The sequence below is a fragment of the Lactiplantibacillus herbarum genome (assembly GCF_001039045.1).
In the GTDB taxonomy this organism is placed as follows: Bacteria; Bacillota; Bacilli; order Lactobacillales; family Lactobacillaceae; genus Lactiplantibacillus; species Lactiplantibacillus herbarum.
The window spans coordinates 1-18,943 of sequence record NZ_LFEE01000017.1 but is presented as its reverse complement, the minus strand read 5'-3'; the positions used below and the strand labels follow the sequence as shown (position 1 = coordinate 18,943).

Below are 18,943 nucleotides of genomic sequence, written 5' to 3'. Positions count from 1 at the left end.
TTTGTCTAACTTTTTTGTTGCACTTCATGAACGCCGTGAATGGCTGTTTACTTACGGATTTTTTATTTAAGCTTTAGTCCCTACGTTAATAATTAATTTACCAGCACTATGGCTGTTTTCACTATAACGGTGGGCATCTTGTAAGCCTTCAGTGGTGAATGGGAAGACTTGGTCGATGATGACATTCAAATGACCCTTAACGGCCATATCGCCAAGAATAGCCAATTCACGGCCGTTTGGTTGCAACCACCAGCTAGAAACGGCTGGTCCCTGAGCCTTTTGAGCCTCAGTAGGTTGTCCATCGATAGTCACTAAACGACCAGTAGGTTTTAGAATCGCTAGTCCATCATCAATGGCATCAATTGTATCAAAAACAGCATCGTAGTCGTGTAAGACGTCTTTGATATCAGTTGTGTGATAGTCGATGATATGATCCGCACCGATCTGAGTTAATAGGTCGTGATGATTAGCACTAGCCGTAGTTGCGACTTCAGCGCCCAAATACTTAGCGATTTGAATGGCGTTTAAGCCAACACCACCGGCACCGGCTTGAATCAAGACTTTTTCGCCAGCCTGAATATTTAGCTGATTCTTAATGACTTGATAAGCCGTTAGACCAGCAAGAGGTAAAGCTGCTGCTTGTTCGAATGAAAGTTCAGCAGGCTTTAAGGCCAACTTATCTTCCTTGACTGCAGCGTATTCAGCGTAAGTGCCTCGACGGCCATCTTCGTAAATGTCGGGACGAGCGAAAATTTCGTCACCAACCTTAAAATCTTTAACGTTATTACCGGTAGCGACAATGGTTCCGGCAACATCCCAACCTAAGACGACGGGCATCGACCAGTCAAACATGCCTTTCAGTAAACCTTGGCGCGCTTTCCAATCGATGGGGTTGATACTCGTTGCTTGAACGGCGACTAAGACTTCATCGTCAGCAATGGCGGGGCGATCGATAGTAGCCATGTGAAGTTCTTCAGGGCCACCGTATTGATCAATAACGACTGCTTGCATAAATAAATTCCTCCTAAAAAATCAATAACTTAGCTTAGCATTTTAGTTAGCTGTAATTCAATTATTTAGTTCGGAGGATATAATAGTTTTATTTCACAATATCACCGATGATGATTATTTTATGCGTAATTAAAGTATGAAGAGGTAGTTTAACTACTAATGTTCTGTTGGCACTGGCTGATTCAAGTCAGTAGCTAACTGTTCGAGAAAAGCATTGGCCGCGTTTGATAGTCGCTGGCCTTGATTCCATACAAGACTAGTTGTGGCGGTTAAAGCAGGTGTTAACGGCACAAAGACTAATTCTGATTGACTGGTATTAATAATGCCATCAATACATAGCGCATAGCCGACACCTGCAGTCACTAATAAAGCGGCGTTATAAAGCAAATTGTAAGTAGCAACAATTTTGAACTTAGGCGTACTTTCGCCATACCACTCCTGTAATTGTTCAACGATACCGTGCTGTTGTGAGACGATGATATTTTGATGTTCCAGATCAGCTAAGGTGACATAATCTTGTTTAGCTAATTTGGATTCTTTAGGGACTAATAGACCCCAGTGACTTTCTCCAGGGAGGTGCATGAAGTTAAAGGTGCTTTTGTCAGCAGGTTCAACGACAATTCCAAAATCAAAGTTACCGGATTTTAGATATTTGCGAATTTCGTTAGCATTAGTACTGGTAATCTTAGTTTTAATTTTAGGATGTTGTAGCTGAAGGCTCTTAATTGATTCAGCTACGGTGAGAAATGATCGGGCTTCGGCACTGCCAATAACAACTTCACCACTGATGACTTGCTCAGCATTGATGTTAGCGACTGTTTTGTCAGCCAAGGATAGAATTTGATCGACCTGAGTGGCAAAGTATTCGCCACTACTGGTTAACTGTAGTTGACGACCTGCACGTTCAAACAGGGTGACACCGAGTTCGTCCTCGAGATCTTTTAGCTGACGTGAAATAGTGGGCTGTGAGACGTGGAGGCGTTCAGCTGCGTGGCTAATGTTAAGTTCACTAACAACGGCTTGAAAGTAACGTAAAACGCGTAATTCCATTTTTGAATCCCTTCTTTACTATGATAATTAAGCATGATTTTAAATACACTATAAGTATTAGACATGCTGGCTGTCAAGACCTATGATAGGCAAGTCATATCATTGTGACCAGGCTGTTAGAACAAGTTTGTCAGGCGATGATGATTAAGAATGTTGGGTAGTTAAATTGATTTGCTGACTCGTGTGATACGTAGACATTTATGTCAACATCTTGCTAATGGCAGTTAAGTTAATTGTATGATACATTTTGCGGTTTTTAAAATAGGGGGGATCTACATGAAACGAATTCGATTAGTAACAATTCTATTAGCACTTGGTTTGCTTGTTAGTGGATGTGGCCGTTCAGTGCAAAGCTCGAGCACGAAGAAGTCTAGCTCGACAGAGACCCAATCCTACGTGCCAACATTGTTTTTCCACGGTTGGGGTAGTAGCTACCATGCTGAAGAACACATGGTGCAAGTGGCAGTATCAGCTGGGGTGACCCATACGGTGGTGCGGGCGATTGTGTCCAAAAGTGGTAAAGTAACGTTGCATGGTCAGTTTAAACCAGGGGATCTGCACCCAATCGTAGAGGTGGGTTTTCAAGATAACAAGGGCTCTGATTATCACGTGGTTGGTAGCTGGGCTAAAAATGTAGTGGTAGCTTTACAACAAACTTATCACATCAAGTCGTTCAACATGGTTGGTCATTCGATGGGGAACATGGCGATCGTTTTTTATAGCTTAGAAAATAGTCAGAATAAGCAGTTGCCGAAACTACGCAAACAGGTCGATATTGCGGGTCATTTTAACGGAATCTTAGGGATGGATGATGTGGCTAATCGCATGACCTTAACGCAACAGGGGCAACCGACTAAGATGACTGGGACTTATCGTGAGCTATTAGGATTGCGGCGCGTCTATCCTAAAGATCAAGTTGACGTGTTGAATATTTATGGTGATAAGGGCGACGGCTCGCATTCAGATGGGTCAGTCAGTAATGCGTCATCACAGTCGTTGCGTTATTTGATTGCCGGTCGGGCCAAGTCATATCAGGAACAAAAAGTCACGGGTCCCAATGCACAGCATAGTAAGTTGCATTCCAATCACCGCGTAGATCAGTTATTGATTAAGTTTTTGTGGTCTAAATAATACTGAATTGTTAAAGTCGTCATTCGCTGTTTAATAAGAATGATGGCTTTTTTTAAAATTAATATCATTAAAATGAAATTAATGGTTGCTATGAAGTAACTTGAAGGTTGTAAACTGAGTTCAATTACAAGTTAGTAGTTAAACCAGTATTAATTAAGTTAATAAAAATTAGATGACAGAGGATGATTTTAATGACTGAAGAAAAAGCAATTGAACAGTACCGTCAATTCAATATCGCAATGGCTGCAGATGACGTTCATACCCTAGAAGAACTATTAGCACCGTCGTTCACCCTAACGCACATGACTGGCTATGTTCAGCCACGAACTGAATGGTTGAACGAGGTTGGCAATGGTCAGATGCACTACTTTAGTTCACGGGAAGAAACGGTCGCTGTTAAAGCAGTGGGTGATAGATGGCAAGTCACTGGTCGTAACCAAGTATTGGCATCCATTCATGGTGGTAGCAAGTATAAATGGGGACTAAATACAGTTATGATGGTTGGCCTTGTCGATGGACAGTTGCAGGTTTTATCAGCGGTTGTGACCTCATATTAACAAGTTAAAACTATGAGCTAGCGTAAATTAAGGTATCGTGACAAATAGCCACCTCACACTGAGTATCTTCAGTATGGGGTGGCTATTTGAGTAGTTAGATAACGATTAATTCGTAGCGTTACGAGTGATTTGACCGGCATCGGCATCCGTTAAATACTTAATGCTATCGGTGAGGCCAATTATGGGTGCATCAGCTTTGACCGTGATTGTTGAGGCTGGTGAGCTTGGATAACGCTGATCCATGGTGTCATAAATTTTTAGATCACTTTGTGGTAAGTCAGCGACTGCGACCGTGGTGCTAGTCTTTTGATAAGTTGTCGTTTGGCCTTGTCCAATACGAATGAGCTTATTTTCACTAACGAAGAGGTAGAGGTAACCCAGACTATCACCACTGGCAACTGATTTTGCAGTCAACTGGTAACCGCCATTGGCCGCCTCAGATTTCTGTGAAGCGTAAGTGTTATTTTGATTCAAGGAAGTTAAGGAATAGTGACTGAGGTCCTGAATAGCTGACCGCTCAAAACTATCGTAGCGGTGTTGGTAGAGATAGCCGTCCTTAATCATAATCTTACCGGTATCACTAGAACTGGTTGTGGTTTCAGCTGCGATCCAAGTACCGTTGAGTTTGGAAACGGCAACGTGGTTAGCCGCTTTCTTCGTGCTCGTGTCGGTAAATGACGTCCCACGGTTAATCGTGATGGTTTGATCTGCAGTCATATATTGAATGTTGATCCCATATAAATGATGGCCTTTAGCGACAAACGCCTGATCGACGGGCATCCCACTGGTCTTAGTTTCTAAGAAGATGAGATCAGATAATTTACTGATCTTGAAGTCTGCACCTAATTTTTTGAGAACTGCATTAACCTGTGCAACGGACATGTAGTGAATGTTTTTCTGCACATCTTTAACATAGTGACTGCGTTGATCCTTTTGCCACTTAGTTAATGAAACGCGTTGGTACTTAACGGCGTAGGACATGAATTGTCCCTTGGCGGTTGTCCAATTAGTCAGGGCACCGGTTCTGGAAACGGCAGCGGTCGTTAATTGATTGTCGACGCCGTTCTTCTTGGTTTGTTTAGAGGTGACGGACTGACTAAAGGTCCAAGTCTTAGAAGCTGACTTGATGGTCTTTTCAGTGGTTGCTTTGACTGAAAGACTGGTTGTGGCGGATTTTTGGGACTTGGTACTGCATCCGGAGAGGACGAGTAAGGTTAAAGTAATAAGTGTAATGATTGATTTACGCATGACAGCTCCATTTCATTGAGAAAGTATCGTGATTGAGATTTAAAGATATGTAATTTAAGGCGTTGATAAGTATATCACAGTAAGAATATTAATTTGGCAGGAGATTATTCAATTTAGAAATGATATTGTTGGATTTTCCGAGTAGCGGGTTGTCTTATACAAGTAATTTGTTATAGTGAAGATAAACGATCTACGTGGGAGTGAGTAACATGGATTGGGAACAGCTGTTTCAGTCACGAATTTTAAACCGTGGTTTCGACTATTATATGCAGGGACTGATTGAAAACTTTAAAATGACTAGCAAGCATGTTAGTGCACAGGTCTTGGGTTCAGAGAATTATCAAGTTGATATTAAATTGCAGGGTGATCATGTTCAGGTGGCCACCTGTGATTGCCCGTATGCGGCAGAGCATGAGTACTGTAAGCATATGGCAGCGGTACTGTATGAGATGGATGCTAGGAATGAAGTGTCACAATTTGATGACGAAGCTGACACGATTGCGGCACTGGTTGACCGAATATCAGAGCGTGAAGTGCGGGCATTTTTAAGTGCCATGCTGGAGAATAATCAACGGCTGGCAATGTTATTCAAAATGACTGTTAGTCCAACTAACGAGACGGATAATTTAGAATCTTATCAAGAGCAGATCAATATGATTTTTGAAAACCATATTGATAAGTATGATTTTATTGATTACGATTCGGCCACCCCGTTTGCAGATGAATTAGGCAGATTTATTAGTGATGATTTGCAGAATGCGGTTAATACCGGCCAATTGACGATGGCTTTTGAGATAATCAGTCAGCTCAGCCTTAGGATCGATCAGCTAGAAATTGATGATTCTGACGGTGAAATTATGATGCTATTAGATCAGTGCACGGATGTATGGCAAGGTTTGATTGATGGTGCAAATATGCCGCTAAAAGAACGGATATTTGCATGGCTACGTCAACAAGTGACGGGATCGTTGAATATTATTGAAGATGAAGTCACGGAATTACTATTTAGTAATTTTAAGGAAGATGTCTTTTTAACGGCTAAATCGGATTTTACAGCGCAACGATTGCAAGCTGCACAACACACATCTGAGAATTGGGATCGGGAATGGCAGCTGGATAAATGGGCAGGTTATCATTTACAAGTGTTGACTGAACGCCATGCTGCTGATATTGAACTGAGACAGTTTTGTCTAGATAACATTAAGATTAATTCAGTTCGTAAGTATTATGTGGATTTTTGTCTGCAGCGACAAGATTATCAAACAGCTATTGAGATATTAAAGGCTGGTAAATCAGCTAGTGAATATCGCGGAGTTGTTGCTGAGTATAGTTTGCAATTAAAGGATTTGTATCGACAGCTAAATCAACAAGAAGACTGTCAGCGTGAATTGTGGCTGTTGCTAACGGTGTATGAGCCGGCTGATTGCGAACTTTTTGTGGAGTGGAAGCAGCAATACCCTGAAGCTGAGTGGAAGATTCAGCGTGAACGCTTGTTTGATAAATTAGCACCAGAACCGTATGTCGATTTGAAGCCGTTATACGCAGAAGAGCATCTCTATAATCGTTTATTAGAAGCGGTGGTAGCAGATAATGGTTTACAAAGCGTTCGGGATTATGAAAAAATCTTGAAGCCACACTATTCTGATCAATTATTACAAAAATATGTTACGACTATTCAGCAATTAGCAGAGCGCCCAAGTGATCGCCGCCATTATCGCCAATTGGTGACAATTTTGAATGAAATGATAGCCTATCCGGCTGGAAGTATGACAGCCAAGCAAGTTATTAGTGATTGGAAGCAACGGTATCCTCGGCGCACGGCAATGATGGATGAGCTGACCAAATTTAAGGGTAAGTAGATTATTTTTATAGTGTTAGAGTAGCAATAGATTTATATAAATCCCCCGTTAATTTTTGCAGTTAACGGGGGATTTTGTAGTAGACAATCAAATTCCATTTAGTCACTGCGCTATACTCTTTATAGATAATTTAAAGGGGATATGAACATGCAGAAAGACAAGAATATAGAATATGAAGCATTTATTAATATGTTAGAACAACGAGATTTGTCGCGTAAAAGTATTAAAGCATATGCAAATGATATTAATCAGTTTATGAAATTTTGTTATGGAAATGAGAATTTCACAGTAGCTGATTTTCAAAATTATCATGACACATTAGTTCAGTCAGAGTTAAAGGTTAATACAATTCAGCGTAGGATTGTATCCTTAAAGCTGTTTGGTAATTTTTTAACGGATAGAAAAAGTATATCTGAGTTTAGTATCGAAACAACTAGATTACGAAGAAAGCATCTCTTACCACGAGTGCTTAATCAGTATGAAATCATAAGATTATTGAAAAGTGTTTATAATGATCAGGAGCAAGCTAGTACGGAATTTGGAAAGAAGGAATCAACACGAAACGTTGCGATTATTGAATTATTAGTTTGTACTGGGATGCGAATTGGCGAAATCAGTTTAATGAATGTTGATGATATTGATTTATTCTCGTGGACATTTATTGTACACGGAAAAGGTAGTAAGGAGCGAATACTGTATATATCAAGTGGGGAGACTCAGCGGGCACTTCGCAAGTATTTAAAAATAAGAACACAGTTTAAGCCTAATTCGAATGCATTATTTTTAAACAAATATGGCGATCGACTTTCGATATGGTCATTAGAAAATGTGTTCTATAAATATCGTGATGTAAGTGGAGTAAGCAAGGAGGCAACTGCGCATTATTTACGACACTCGTTTGCGACGGAATTATTGAATAATGGAGCAGATCTGCGAGTCGTTCAAGAATTATTAGGACATGCTAGTATAACAACTACCCAAATTTATACGGAAATTGCTACAGTTAATAAGATTAATGCTCTGAAACGATTTAATATGCGAAATACGATACGGATGCATAAAAAAACACCTTCAAATAACTATTAATTATTTGGAGGTAAGGTATGCATATTAAACTTTTAAAGTTTATAAAAAATTATCCTACTTACACACTAATGCTAGTTTTTTCTGTTTTTAGTATAATTTCTGATCAAATATTTCCACACCAAAATTTTCACTTATATTTATTGCTGCTGCTTTCTATGTTTTTATTAGAATGTTTGGCGCTTTCAACTTTTAAGAAAGAAATCAAAGCTTTAAGGTCATTGATTGATACGCTTAGTACAATTGAACTTTTAGGTAGGTTAGATAGATTAACCTACCTAAAACATCCTTATTTTTTCTACAGTGTAGTTGCCAGTAGCAATCTTATTTTTATGTTTACAATTTGGGTAAATAATTTAGTTGAACACTCTCTGACTGGTATATTTGGAGTGGGTATTGGCGTAATAACTTTTAGTGTTGGTATTAAAGCTTACGGTACTTACTTAGCTTATTTAAGCTATCTAAATGATGTTCCAAATTTAAGTTTCAAGGTTGAGTACTCTTACCAACCCGCCAATTCCGATGTATATAAACTGATGGCGCGTATTATATACAACTTAAATTTTTTGTTTTTTTTAATTGGGTTACTTTATACAATTTTGTATTCAATCATGACAAGGCCCTTTATTACACTTAAACTCAATCCATTAAATATTGAAATAACTGCATTACATCCACTGATTTTAAAATTCACTTGGATTGCAATTTTTATGTTTTTTATTTTGGGTTTTCCCATATTAGCTAGTTTATCTAATATATGCCTACGACACATTATACGAGCCCAAAAAGATGCTATCATATTCCCTCTAAAATTACAGTTGGAAAAAATAAATGTATTAAAGAAGCCTGAACTTGCAAACACGCTTTTATCTTTAATGTCTTCAATAGATAAGACAGCAGATGTGCCTAATAGTACCGAGCAAAAATATTTTTTACACTATTTCAATTTTTTGATTTCTTCAATAACTTTCATTGTCCCCATACTGTCATTGCTTTTAGGTAAGGGTTAGTTTTCATTTCAAACGATTATAACCAACTCTAAGCATATACTCAATCATGCTTTGTAAACTGTTGACATATGATTTATTATCAATCTCAGATCTTAGGGTATCAATAGAATCGTTTAATATTGCTTTTTTTTCATCCAGCTGACCTTCAATGTTTTTTATCACATTATATTTTTTTAATAATTCATCAACTTTTTTTACTGCTTCTAACTTATTAATACTGCCAGTAGTAATGTCAACAATAGTTTGTCTATCATTCTTATTGGATAAACCATATAAATAGGCAATGATATAATTTTTTCTAGAAACAGTAATGTCCAAATTAACTTGACCTTTGTGTGCGGAATTTGTGGAATATGCAGTAAAAGGTTCCAAATCGTTCAATATTTGAAAAATTGTGCCACTAAGCTTTCCGATTGATTTTAGTGTTTGACTCACATTAGAGCTATTACGCTGCTCTGAAAATTGATAACCTAACTGAAAACTGGTTTCTACTAAAGTAGCAGTTTCTTGTTCTATGATTTCTTGCACATATGTTAAATCAAAATATTTATTTGTGACATTCTCTGAAACTTCATTAATGCCGCCAACAGACATGCTTTTCAATGTGTTTGCCATAATCCCCACACTTGAGTATCTTGAGAAAATATCCTGAGAAGAATTACTCTCTGAAAGTATTGAAAAAGATGTTGCAATTAAGTTAATCGCGGAAAGCACTGTTAAATCCGTTCCATATTGCATATGAAATGCTGCTTTTCCTTTTCGCATCTCGTCATGATCAATTAAGTCATCAATTATTATTGATGCTTTATGAATCATTTCAACAGCACATGCAATTTTTATTGCAGTCAAGGGCATTTTGCTGGATTCAACTTTTTTACTATTGATGTGGGCATAATACCCCCATGCGAACAATAGGGGCCTTAGCCGAGTACCATATAATAGTTGCGGGTTATTAGCTATTGTTGAATTACCGCCAATAGAGTTTAATTGTTCCAACCAAATCTTCTCAAATATATTTATAAATGAATCTGCATTATCCCGATCCATAATTTTTAAGAAATATATATTGTTCAAGAAAACACCTCCAAATAATTAATAGTTATTTACATTAAAATTATATCATTGTTCGCAGTGTAATTTTATGTTTTCTATAACTATATTTTTACTGTGAGCCCAGAGACGGAAGTGTGCCAAGGAATTTTTTCGGATTATTATTAGTAATAACATTGGAATGGTTAAACCGCCAACACCTGCTCCAACAACCCAATCAAATGCTTCTGTCGATCAGCTGAGAAAGTTTCACCGGTGCGAATATAGTAATCCATCGTCTTGAATGCGCAAAGGCTGATAATATCAATCTCTAGCGGGTCTTGTGAAATCCCACTGGTACGCAACCGTTGTTGAATGGTTGCTAGCAATTGCTGCTGCAAATCAAAGCCCTCAAATGCAATCAGGCTCAATGCTAACCAGCGTTTTTTTAGCTGTGGTTCATTAAGTAATGCATTGAGTAGTCCGGTAAGTTGGGGCGTGATGCCGGTCTGCTGTGAGTGGGTCGCAATTGATTGTAACCGCACGTCTAGAATTTTGCTGTAAGTGGACAATGTTTCTTCAGCAAGGGTGTTTGCCAAATCGAATTTATCATCGAAGTGGTCATAAAAAGTTTTAGGATTGATCATAGCAACTTGAGCTAATTTAACAACTGTTACTTTATCAAATCCATCTTTTAAAACGAGTTGAATGAAAGTATCTTCAACTGATTTCAAGGTGCGTTGAACTCTTAAATCCATTTTTATCCCCCAATTAGTAGTTTAGTGTTACTTAAGTAATGATTATACGCCAGTTGCCCGTTGAAGGAACACTAACCTGCTGTTAAAGTAACATTATTCAAAGTAATCATTTAGGAGGAAATACAAATGGCTAAAGGTAGAATTATGAATCAACCAGCAGATTTTAAACAATTAGGAATTAATCCTAATCAGATAGAGGCATGGGAAGATGGTCGTCGTGATAACGACCAGGCGGGACATGCTGAAATTTGGTACTTCGATTGTAGTTTTGATGATAAGTCAACTTTAGTATTAGGCTTTCGACCAAAGTCGGTGGCACAAGTAGATCAATCAGGTGATAATCCCAATATTGCGATTAATTATTCCAATGCCAGTGGCAAACCGTTTTATGACTACCGGTTGTATGATGTGGCTAATACGGCAACTAGTAAGACAAGTGCTAATTTAAAATGGGGACCAAATAGTTTAATTGGTCAAAACTGGCAATCTTACGACGTCCACGTAGAGCCGGAAGCAGATCAAGAAGTGGTGATGGACGGCATGCATTCCGTCCAACATCAAACGGCGATCGATTTACACTTTGATGCTCAAGTAGCCCCATTTCGTCCCGGTACCGGCTACATTGCTTTTGGTGATCAGGATGATTACTACTATAACTTTATCTGCATCACTAAGTTGACGGTGCGGGGAACAATCACGATTGATGGGGAACAAAAAGAGGTTACCGGTTCAGCATATTATAATCATCAATGGTTTAATATCAGTCCAATCAATGCGTTCCACCATTGGGTTTGGGGTCGCCAGAATATTGGCAAGTACAATGTATTAATCTATGACATGGTTGGTGCAGATCAATTTGGTCAGCCCCAGATTCCACTGATGACGATCGATGATAATCAAGGGAAGCGGATTTTCGAGAACACAAGTGCGGCCAATACGCAGGTTGAAATTTTAGAGACCTATGTGCAACCTGAAACCGGAAAGACGGTTCCTAAGACTATCAAATACACTTTTAATCAGAAAGAAATTCAGGTTGAGTATTTGATCAGTGATCCCAAAGAGATTAAATTAATCGACATTTATGGCACCTCACCTGCGCCCGCGCAACAACAGTTCGATAAATTAGGATTACAACCAACGTATACTCGCTATCTTGCTAAGACCCAGCTGAAAATTATTCGTGATGGCGATTGTGAAACGATTGATGGTGAAATGCTGTACGAGATTAACTTTGCTGCTAAAACGTTATAATCAACAATGCTTACTACGAATGATTAACTACTCGTTAAATTGAGAAATGTAGCTAAGTATTAGCATGAGTTACCAGTAAAAAAACAAATAAGTCTTCTGGGTTAAGGTAACTTAATCTAGAAGACTTATTTGTTTTTCAACAGTGATCGGTAATGAAATTATAACGGAGATGCCAGTGATATTTATTGAAGTAAGCCCCAATTATGAAGTTAAGCATTTCAATAGGAACGGGTCGGAGGAATAATGATTTTGTTTGTTATCTACAAATGACTGGTAGGTAAATAATCAGATGGATTTTAATAGGATGATGTATGAAACTTTAAAAAATCACAAATTGTTCACAATTAATTAGTTGACAAGCTGTCTATCAGTTTAAATTAATGAGCATATAATTAGCTAACGATGAATTGTACATGATAGTCTAATCGTAACGATATGAGAAAAGTTATTTTCCGGCCGGAAGTTTCGATGTCGTACAGTTAGGTTGCAGCAGGCACACACACCATAAAGGAGCGAACAATCATGAAAAAAGCAGTGATTGCCGGTACGATGATGTTAAGTTTGTTGGGGATGCCAGCCATTATGGCAACTGCGGATTCCACCGCGAATACGGATACTAATTTGGAACTGATTGAGAACACAGGACCAACGATTCCGGTTGATCCGACCAATCCAACCAATCCACAAGATCCAGACGATCCTGATAACCCAGGGACGGGGAACACTGGGGCTTTAACTTTGGACGTGGCACCAGCAGCATTTAACTTTGGTCAGGTTCAAACTTATGCGGCCCAACACACTTATAAAGCTCAGACAACTGGAACAGGTCATCAATACATTCAGGTGACGGATAACCGGGGAACTGATGAACAGGGTTGGCAAGTGACAGTTGAACAGGATAAAGATTTGACCCAGACCACTGGTGGTACCCATGTCTTGACTGGGACAAGCATTGGTATTCCAGCCGGGATTGCTCGTAACAGTTTAACGGACGATCCAACAGTGGCCGATCCTGATTTAAGTGCAACGGTCGGAACAGTCGATAATGAAAGCGGTGCCGTGACGGTGTTTAAGACGACCAGCGCAGCGGATTCTGGTAAAGGCACATCTGTTAAGACTTGGGATCCAACTGATGTGACGTTAACAATTCCTAAAAATACGGCGCAACCAGGAACTTATAAAAACACCTTAACTTGGACGTTAACCGCAGCGGCAATCGATTAACTCAAACGTAAAAAAGGAGGGGCTTATCATGTTTGCAAAGCTTAGTATCTGTGCAGGAGTCATTGCATTGGCGATGGGTGCGGCCGGAATAACGGCTTCAGCTGCCACAACGGCTGGCTCAGTAACTTTTCAAGATGATACGACAGCGACGGCACCGGTTGATCCAACTAACCCGGTTAATCCACAGACTCCAGCGGACCCTAATAACCCGGCAACTGGTAATACTGGGACGTTAACCTTAGACGTCGCCCCGGCAGCAATTGCTTTCGGGACCGTGACAACTTCGAACGCGGCGAAGACTTATCAGGCAACTGGAACTTACAATCAGTATTTACAAATTTCCGATAAACGAACGACTGCTAATGGGTGGCAAGTGAACGTTAAACAAGATCACGCTTTGACGGATACTAGCAGTGGGTATGTCCTAACTGGGGCAGTCATTCACTTACCACAAGGGACGGCGCGTAACTCATTGAATACGCCAGCAACTGTAGCTGATCCTAACATTACAGTTACTACAGGCGGTGTTGGTGTCACGACTTCCGATCAAGTTGTCGTAGCCGCACCGAACCAAGCGGGTGTTGGGAAAGCCGTTTCGACAGATACATGGGTCGCTAATGCGGTAACGTTAACCGTTCCGAAGTTAACCGCTAAGGTGGGGAATTATACCAACACGTTAACTTGGACGTTAACTGCAGCCGTCGGTAGTTAGTCACTGTAGCCAGCAATAGGAGGTCACCATGAAAAAATTGATGTGTCTTTTTAGCGTAATTGCGGGCTTGGTTTTCATGGGATTAGTCCCGATTAATAGCCAAGCCACCGCAAGTAACGCGTCAATTCAGTATAGTGTCGATAAAATCAATCCAGGTCAAGAAGTTGATGCCAATAGTTCCTTTTATGATCTGAAAGTTAAAGCTGGTGAGACCCGTAAAATTTCAGCACGCGTTTACAATGCGACTGATAAACCAATTACGGTCAAAACTAAGTTGCTGACGACCTTTACTAATAATTCAGGTCAAATCGCGTATACGCAAACTGCCAAAACTTATGATCAGAGCTTGAAGTACCGGTTTGATAAAATTGCGACTCTAGCTGATGGTTCAGCTGAAGTAACGATACCAGCTAAGGGCAACCGAGTGGTTAGTGCGACGATTGAAGTTCCCAAGGGGTTTGATGACGGGGTCATTCTTGGGTCATGGTACTTTGAGAAGACCAATCAAACGCCAACGAGTACGGGCAAGGGTGTCAACATTAACCATAAGTATAGTTACGCACTGGCAGTCAAGTTGACGGCTAAGGAAGTTGCTCAGCCTAAGCTAACGTTGGGGACGGTCAAGCCAGGATTAAAGAATTATCGCAAAGCGGTCTTAGCGACGATTCATAACCCGGAAGCTGCGGTCGTTTCCAATTTAAAGGTGACGACTAAGGTGACCAAAAAAGGGAGTGACAAAGTCCTTTACCGCAATACTAGCGATAACTTGATTATGGCGCCGAACTCCAACTTCAAGTACGCCACCTTCTTAGATAAGCAACCAATGAAGGCTGGCGATTACACGATTAAGGTAACGGCAACGACGAAGGATAAAAAGTGGACGGCTAAGACTTGGAATTGGCAACGTGATTTTAAGATTACGACTGAACAGGCACGTCAAAGTAACCGCCAAGCTAAGAATGACCCTGAAGCACCAATTAGTATTTGGTGGTACGTGTTAGCGGTGATGATCATTGCTGGTTTATCAGCGGGAATTGTCTACTTCATTATGAAACGGAAGACACGAGTTTAGTTGAAGGGAGGATTCATTGATGATTCGGAGGAGGACGTTATTACAATTGACACTCGGGCTGGGGATAGCTGTGAGTGTGGGCTGTCGGAGCCCCGTTGCTTCGGCAGCGGAGACTATCACGACTACTGAGAATAGCATCGAATTGTTAGATTGGCGAGACGCACCGGATATTAGTAATTACCAACAGGCCCAGCCCAATCAGTATCTGGCTGTCCCTAATCATCTGGCGGCGGGCGTTCGATCACCGAGCACAACAAGCTCAAATTCGCTAATGAGTTTACCTCAGACGGACGAGGCACACCAGCTACTCGGATTGTTGGGTGTCGTGATGGGGGTGTTAACAGGTTGGTTGTTATGGACTAGGCATCGTAGTAGGGAGTGATCAATGTTGAAACGACCACGAACTTTAATCAGTTGGTTATTGCTCATCGGATTAATTCTGGGGGTGTTTGTTACCAATATCGGTGCTGTTAAAGCCGTTACGACTGACAATGCCGATGCCCTTAAGTTTGAGCAACCGACAAGCACGTTGAAACGCGGTCAAGAATTTGAGATTGGACTGACATTACAAGCGCCATTTGGCAAGACGTATACGGTGACAATTCCAGAGGAGTTAACGGTTGATCTGCAGGCCACCAAGAAGGCCAATCCGGATCAACTAACGAAGGTTGAGTTTGATGAAACTAAACGAGAATTGGTGCTGGAAATTGCCGAAGTGACGACTAAAACAACACTAAAACTAGCTATGACGGCAGCCAAGACTCAAGATTACGTGCTTAAGGCTAAGACGATCGCGACGGTACCTGATGTAACGGCGACGGCTATTAGTACTAGTCAATCAACGGATGAGTCACAAGCGGCTAATCCTAATAAGGAAACGACGCAAGAAATCGCGACGGAACCCTTTAAGTTCACTGTGGTGGAAGATGAATCAGCCGTGGCTAGTGAGCAAGCTTCAAGTGAACAAGCCGACAGTCAAGCAACGGCTGACTCTGAAACAGAATCAGTGGAATCAGGTTCAATTGAGAGTGAATCAATAGAAGTAGAAAAGTCATCAGAGGCAGAGTCTTCAGATACGTCATCTTCAAGTTCATCCACCAAGGTGAGCAAGGCTAATGTTGCTAGAGCAGAGGTTGCTGCGGTTGCTGCCGATGAAACGGTCACATTGGTAACGACGTATGCGGAATTAAAGGCCGCTTATGGAAATAGTACCGTGACGACAATTCAGTTGGCAAACGATATCTCACAGCCCTCCGCTACGGCAACTGATTTAGGAACGCGGACGACTAGTGTGACTATCGATGGTGCCAATCATAGTTTGGATATCGGGTTAGCGAACTTTCGAATCGGGACAACTGCGACAGCCCAGACGATTACTGTAAAAAACTTTAGTAGTATTCGCGCAGCTGCTGCAAGTGGGACCGGCTATGGTGGTTCACTCGGAATTGTTCAGAGTGGTGCTGACGGTGGTGGCGATGCTGCTGGCGCTCGTTGGAACATCAACATTGCTGATTTGACCACTGCCAGCACAGTTTTACGACTCGTTAATAGCCCAGGTAACCAGGTAACGATTTCTGGGACGGTCAACTCGACGACGGTCTGGGAAAGCATGGTAACGGGTGGAGTCACCTTTGCGGCTAATAGTAAGTTCACAGCTCGCAAAGCCACGGCGACTGGCGAAAACCGTTCGTTCCTCTGGTTTTCAGCGTCAAGTACGGTTGGTACTGGTGATCGTAAAGTGACGCTGAATACCGGTGCAGTGGTGGATATGTTAGGCGCCGCCAATGATACGGCTTATCCGGCTATCTATAACCAGTATGACAGCGTGGCGGTGGGAACTAACGCAACGTTGACGATTAAAATGTACGGGAACGCTTATCGAGCTGAACGTGGCAACACGTTTACCGCTGATACCGGTAGTAAAGTGACGTTTGAAAACTTGTCGACTAGTCTTTCTAACGCGATTTACTACGGAGCAGCGCTAGCGGCAAGTACCTTTACAGTTAATCCAGGGTCAGAACTGTATATCACGAACAACGCACCACTACCAGTATTTGGTGGGATTTTGACGCCAGTCAGTATCCTGTTAAACGCGCCGAAAACTTACGATATCAAAAATACATCGGCCGGATTGTTGGCAACGACTGGATCGATTGTCAACGTCTCGATTGGTAGTTTTGAAATCCGGAACAGTAACTTGAGTATGTGGTCAGTGACATTACCGATCTCGGTTAGTGCTAAGGCCACGTATAAGAACGTCGAGTGGATTAAGCAGACGCTGTTACTGGTAACCTCAAGTAACGCGCTGTTACCAAGTGTTTTCTCGCTATCGTTAGCACGGCGGATTAACAATACCTTAGCGATTCCGACCGCCCAGTTTAGTTCACCGTATACGAGTGACTTAGGTGCACAGCTGGTTACGGATGCAGATAAGAAGATTCGACTCCGAGTTATTACGGGGTATACCGAATCTGGCGGAACCCAAACGCCAGTTTATGCGACGGCTGGTGCAGCAAGTGTTAAGTTAACGGATGATACGGGAGCGACTCAAACGGCGACAACCGATGCCAGTGGTTACGTTAACTTTACGTTGAACCATTTTCCGACGGCGGGGGCAACCATCACAGCGCAGGTCACGGGGACGATTGAATCTGATCCGGTGACGATCGTAGTACAGGCCAAAACGCCACCTGATCCGGTAACCGTTAAAAATGATAAGATCGTTGCTGATCAAACAACGATTGCCAGTGGTAGTACGACAACTGCTGGTAACCAGCTGCGCTATACGGTTAATGGGAGTGCTGCAACTAATAGTGGTGGTACTGCGATTACTGCCACCGCAGCCAGTGATGGCAGTTGGTCATTAGCACTACCAGCGACGAAATTAAAAGCCGGCGACGTAGTTCAGATTTTCGTCAAGAACAGTGCTGGTATCGAAACGCCAGTTACAACGACAACTTATCATGATAAAACGTTTACGGCCGCAATTAGCTATACTGTATCGCCAGCAATTGGGCCAACTGCGCCAACTGAACCTGATAATCCGGGAAATCCGAACACAAGTGGTAGTGAAAACTCAGGTACAGGGAATACTGGGGAGTTGCGATTAGACTATGCACCAAGTAACTTTAACTTTGGGACGGTTACGACTAGCATGACGTCCAAAACGTATGCTGCGAAACCGATTACTGGAGTTGCGAAACAATGGTTGCAAGTGTCGGATAATCGAGCTTCAGTCACAGGCTGGACGGTAACTGCTCGTCAAAGTGCTGCGTTTACTAGTACGAGTGGTGGCACGCTTGGCGGTGCCGAATTACGATTGCCAGCTGGGCAGACGCACAATGAACACTCAACTGGACAGTTGAAGAGCTATGCAGTGACGTTAACTAATGCTGAACAACCAGTCTTTGCTGCGCCAGCAACGGCTTCGGTGGGGAAAGATCTGTCGACGAGTACTTGGTTACCGACGGATGTGCAATTGATGGTACCGGGTAATACGGCTAAATCAGGTCAGACATACTCGAGCACGGTCTCTTGGACTTTAACGGCTAGTGTAACGAATTAATTGAAAAATGGTGGCTTTAGAATGATATTGGACAATCAATAAAGCACGGGACTAGAGCAATCAGCTTAAATGTCCTGTGCTTTATTAGTTTTGTTTAAGAATATTGACATAAAAGTAGGTTTAATTTGGATTATTGAGCAATAAGGGTTAAAAATAATGTTCGATAGTTTATAATTGCTAGTGGTAACCATTTTTTGATGGCGAAGTTAATTGTATAAAAATAAATTAATTTATCGTCAGGAAATTAAATACTATTATTTAGCGAGCGAAATATGGTGTCCAATCAAAAAAAGATCAATATTAATGAACAGTATTCCTTTGATTTAGGCGGTGTAGTGACTTTAAAATGACTAACTAAAGGTTGAAAGTTAATTATTCAATGA

At 41.2% G+C, this 18,943-nt stretch carries 16 protein-coding genes; 11 read left to right on the top strand and 5 right to left on the bottom strand.

Going from position 1 to position 18,943, the window contains the following annotated elements:
• Positions 1-66: 66 nt before the first annotated feature.
• Positions 67-1,011, bottom strand: coding sequence for an NADP-dependent oxidoreductase (locus ACG95_RS05075; protein ID WP_047999476.1), 945 nt, complete (start codon positions 1,009-1,011; stop codon positions 67-69).
• A gap of 156 nt (positions 1,012-1,167) precedes the next feature.
• On the bottom strand, positions 1,168-2,061 hold the full coding sequence (locus tag ACG95_RS05070) for a LysR family transcriptional regulator (RefSeq protein WP_047999475.1): 894 nt from the start codon (positions 2,059-2,061) through the stop codon (positions 1,168-1,170).
• Between the two features lie 276 nt (positions 2,062-2,337).
• Between ACG95_RS05070 and ACG95_RS05065 the strand changes: the two genes are divergently transcribed.
• Both ACG95_RS05065 and ACG95_RS05060 read left to right on the top strand, forming a co-directional pair.
• Positions 2,338-3,192 (top strand): alpha/beta hydrolase, encoded by an 855-nt coding sequence (locus ACG95_RS05065; protein WP_047999474.1) that lies wholly within the window; start codon positions 2,338-2,340, stop codon positions 3,190-3,192.
• A 191-nt stretch (positions 3,193-3,383) separates the two neighbouring features.
• The gene (locus ACG95_RS05060) at positions 3,384-3,749 is read left to right on the top strand and encodes a nuclear transport factor 2 family protein (protein WP_053072695.1); all 366 of its coding nucleotides are present in this window, start codon (positions 3,384-3,386) and stop codon (positions 3,747-3,749) included.
• Positions 3,750-3,854: 105 nt separating this feature from the next.
• Here ACG95_RS05060 and ACG95_RS05055 read toward each other — a convergent pair whose 3' ends face one another.
• On the bottom strand, positions 3,855-4,997 hold the full coding sequence (locus ACG95_RS05055) for a hypothetical protein (protein WP_047999472.1): 1,143 nt from the start codon (positions 4,995-4,997) through the stop codon (positions 3,855-3,857).
• A 209-nt stretch (positions 4,998-5,206) separates the two neighbouring features.
• On the opposite strand from ACG95_RS05055, the gene ACG95_RS05050 reads away from it, so the two are divergent.
• The 3 genes from ACG95_RS05050 to ACG95_RS05040 all read left to right on the top strand — a co-directional run bounded on the left by ACG95_RS05050 (position 5,207) and on the right by ACG95_RS05040 (position 8,949).
• Positions 5,207-6,856 (top strand): SWIM zinc finger family protein, encoded by a 1,650-nt coding sequence (locus ACG95_RS05050; RefSeq protein WP_047999471.1) that lies wholly within the window; start codon positions 5,207-5,209, stop codon positions 6,854-6,856.
• 147 nt (positions 6,857-7,003) lie between these two features.
• Complete coding sequence (locus ACG95_RS05045) at positions 7,004-7,942, top strand: tyrosine-type recombinase/integrase (protein ID WP_053072693.1); 939 nt, start codon at positions 7,004-7,006, stop codon at positions 7,940-7,942.
• A gap of 17 nt (positions 7,943-7,959) precedes the next feature.
• Positions 7,960-8,949 carry a hypothetical protein gene (locus ACG95_RS05040; RefSeq protein WP_047999469.1) on the top strand — a complete coding sequence of 330 codons (990 nt, stop codon included), beginning with the start codon at positions 7,960-7,962 and terminating at the stop codon, positions 8,947-8,949.
• A gap of 3 nt (positions 8,950-8,952) precedes the next feature.
• Here ACG95_RS05040 and ACG95_RS05035 read toward each other — a convergent pair whose 3' ends face one another.
• Positions 8,953-10,023 carry a polyprenyl synthetase family protein gene (locus ACG95_RS05035; protein WP_047999468.1) on the bottom strand — a complete coding sequence of 357 codons (1,071 nt, stop codon included), beginning with the start codon at positions 10,021-10,023 and terminating at the stop codon, positions 8,953-8,955.
• Positions 10,024-10,184: 161 nt separating this feature from the next.
• Positions 10,185-10,736 carry a TetR/AcrR family transcriptional regulator gene (locus tag ACG95_RS13970; protein WP_053072691.1) on the bottom strand — a complete coding sequence of 184 codons (552 nt, stop codon included), beginning with the start codon at positions 10,734-10,736 and terminating at the stop codon, positions 10,185-10,187.
• 126 nt (positions 10,737-10,862) lie between these two features.
• On the opposite strand from ACG95_RS13970, the gene ACG95_RS05025 reads away from it, so the two are divergent.
• From ACG95_RS05025 to ACG95_RS05000, 6 genes are all read left to right on the top strand, one after another.
• Positions 10,863-11,987 carry a lipocalin-like domain-containing protein gene (locus ACG95_RS05025; RefSeq protein WP_047999467.1) on the top strand — a complete coding sequence of 375 codons (1,125 nt, stop codon included), beginning with the start codon at positions 10,863-10,865 and terminating at the stop codon, positions 11,985-11,987.
• A 522-nt stretch (positions 11,988-12,509) separates the two neighbouring features.
• The gene (locus ACG95_RS05020) at positions 12,510-13,211 is read left to right on the top strand and encodes a WxL domain-containing protein (protein ID WP_047999466.1); all 702 of its coding nucleotides are present in this window, start codon (positions 12,510-12,512) and stop codon (positions 13,209-13,211) included.
• Between the two features lie 28 nt (positions 13,212-13,239).
• Positions 13,240-13,923: a WxL domain-containing protein gene (locus tag ACG95_RS05015; protein ID WP_047999465.1), complete on the top strand. Its 684-nt coding sequence runs from the start codon at positions 13,240-13,242 to the stop codon at positions 13,921-13,923.
• A gap of 28 nt (positions 13,924-13,951) precedes the next feature.
• Positions 13,952-14,995, top strand: a complete 1,044-nt coding sequence (locus ACG95_RS05010) for a WxLIP family cell surface protein (protein WP_047999464.1) — start codon at positions 13,952-13,954, stop codon at positions 14,993-14,995.
• Positions 14,996-15,014: 19 nt separating this feature from the next.
• Positions 15,015-15,377, top strand: coding sequence for an LPXTG cell wall anchor domain-containing protein (locus ACG95_RS05005; RefSeq protein ID WP_047999463.1), 363 nt, complete (start codon positions 15,015-15,017; stop codon positions 15,375-15,377).
• Between the two features lie 3 nt (positions 15,378-15,380).
• Positions 15,381-18,560 carry a WxL domain-containing protein gene (locus ACG95_RS05000; RefSeq protein ID WP_237756456.1) on the top strand — a complete coding sequence of 1,060 codons (3,180 nt, stop codon included), beginning with the start codon at positions 15,381-15,383 and terminating at the stop codon, positions 18,558-18,560.
• Positions 18,561-18,943 lie beyond the last annotated feature (383 nt).

Excerpts from the sequence above, each read along its gene's own strand:
- ACG95_RS05075 (WP_047999476.1), bottom strand. The coding sequence starts at position 1,011 with ATGCAAGCAGTCGTTATTGATCAATACGGTGGCCCTGAAGAACTTCAC.
- ACG95_RS05070 (WP_047999475.1), bottom strand. The coding sequence starts at position 2,061 with ATGGAATTACGCGTTTTACGTTACTTTCAAGCCGTTGTTAGTGAACTT.
- ACG95_RS05065 (WP_047999474.1), top strand. The coding sequence starts at position 2,338 with ATGAAACGAATTCGATTAGTAACAATTCTATTAGCACTTGGTTTGCTT.
- ACG95_RS05060 (WP_053072695.1), top strand. The coding sequence starts at position 3,384 with ATGACTGAAGAAAAAGCAATTGAACAGTACCGTCAATTCAATATCGCA.
- ACG95_RS05055 (WP_047999472.1), bottom strand. The coding sequence starts at position 4,997 with ATGCGTAAATCAATCATTACACTTATTACTTTAACCTTACTCGTCCTC.
- ACG95_RS05050 (WP_047999471.1), top strand. The coding sequence starts at position 5,207 with ATGGATTGGGAACAGCTGTTTCAGTCACGAATTTTAAACCGTGGTTTC.
- ACG95_RS05045 (WP_053072693.1), top strand. The coding sequence starts at position 7,004 with ATGCAGAAAGACAAGAATATAGAATATGAAGCATTTATTAATATGTTA.
- ACG95_RS05040 (WP_047999469.1), top strand. The coding sequence starts at position 7,960 with ATGCATATTAAACTTTTAAAGTTTATAAAAAATTATCCTACTTACACA.
- ACG95_RS13970 (WP_053072691.1), bottom strand. The coding sequence starts at position 10,736 with ATGGATTTAAGAGTTCAACGCACCTTGAAATCAGTTGAAGATACTTTC.
- ACG95_RS05025 (WP_047999467.1), top strand. The coding sequence starts at position 10,863 with ATGGCTAAAGGTAGAATTATGAATCAACCAGCAGATTTTAAACAATTA.
- ACG95_RS05020 (WP_047999466.1), top strand. The coding sequence starts at position 12,510 with ATGAAAAAAGCAGTGATTGCCGGTACGATGATGTTAAGTTTGTTGGGG.
- ACG95_RS05015 (WP_047999465.1), top strand. The coding sequence starts at position 13,240 with ATGTTTGCAAAGCTTAGTATCTGTGCAGGAGTCATTGCATTGGCGATG.
- ACG95_RS05010 (WP_047999464.1), top strand. The coding sequence starts at position 13,952 with ATGAAAAAATTGATGTGTCTTTTTAGCGTAATTGCGGGCTTGGTTTTC.
- ACG95_RS05005 (WP_047999463.1), top strand. The coding sequence starts at position 15,015 with ATGATTCGGAGGAGGACGTTATTACAATTGACACTCGGGCTGGGGATA.
- ACG95_RS05000 (WP_237756456.1), top strand. The coding sequence starts at position 15,381 with ATGTTGAAACGACCACGAACTTTAATCAGTTGGTTATTGCTCATCGGA.